The sequence below is a fragment of the Pseudomonas sp. CFBP 13727 genome, from assembly GCF_014841915.1.
Taxonomy (GTDB): domain Bacteria; phylum Pseudomonadota; class Gammaproteobacteria; order Pseudomonadales; family Pseudomonadaceae; genus Aquipseudomonas; species Aquipseudomonas baltica.
The window spans coordinates 1-953 of sequence record NZ_JACYUT010000013.1; the positions used below are offsets into that span (position 1 = coordinate 1).

At 51.4% G+C, this 953-nt stretch carries 1 rRNA gene; it reads left to right on the forward strand.

The features are described from left to right. Positions 1 to 953 (forward strand): 23S ribosomal RNA (locus tag IFT76_RS20680); the annotation flags it as partial.

Here is a 953-nt window from a genome sequence, read left to right on the forward strand (position 1 = left end):
GTGACTGCGTACCTTTTGTATAATGGGTCAGCGACTTATATTCAGTGGCGAGCTTAACCGAATAGGGGAGGCGTAGCGAAAGCGAGTGTTAATAGCGCGTTTAGTCGCTGGGTATAGACCCGAAACCGGGCGATCTATCCATGGGCAGGTTGAAGGTTGGGTAACACTAACTGGAGGACCGAACCGACTACCGTTGAAAAGTTAGCGGATGACCTGTGGATCGGAGTGAAAGGCTAATCAAGCTCGGAGATAGCTGGTTCTCCTCGAAAGCTATTTAGGTAGCGCCTCATGTATCACTGTAGGGGGTAGAGCACTGTTTCGGCTAGGGGGTCATCCCGACTTACCAAACCGATGCAAACTCCGAATACCTACAAGTGCCGAGCATGGGAGACACACGGCGGGTGCTAACGTCCGTCGTGAAAAGGGAAACAACCCAGACCGTCAGCTAAGGTCCCAAAATCCTGGTTAAGTGGGAAACGATGTGGGAAGGCTTAGACAGCTAGGAGGTTGGCTTAGAAGCAGCCACCCTTTAAAGAAAGCGTAATAGCTCACTAGTCGAGTCGGCCTGCGCGGAAGATGTAACGGGGCTCAAACCAGGTACCGAAGCTACGGGTATCACCTTAGGGTGATGCGGTAGAGGAGCGTTCTGTAAGCCTGTGAAGGTGAGTTGAGAAGCTTGCTGGAGGTATCAGAAGTGCGAATGCTGACATGAGTAACGACAATGGGTGTGAAAAACACCCACGCCGAAAGACCAAGGTTTCCTGCGCAACGTTAATCGACGCAGGGTTAGTCGGTCCCTAAGGCGAGGCTGAAAAGCGTAGTCGATGGAAAACAGGTTAATATTCCTGTACTTCTGGTTATTGCGATGGAGGGACGGAGAAGGCTAGGCCAGCTTGGCGTTGGTTGTCCAAGTTTAAGGTGGTAGGCTGAGATCTTAGGTAAATCCGGGATCT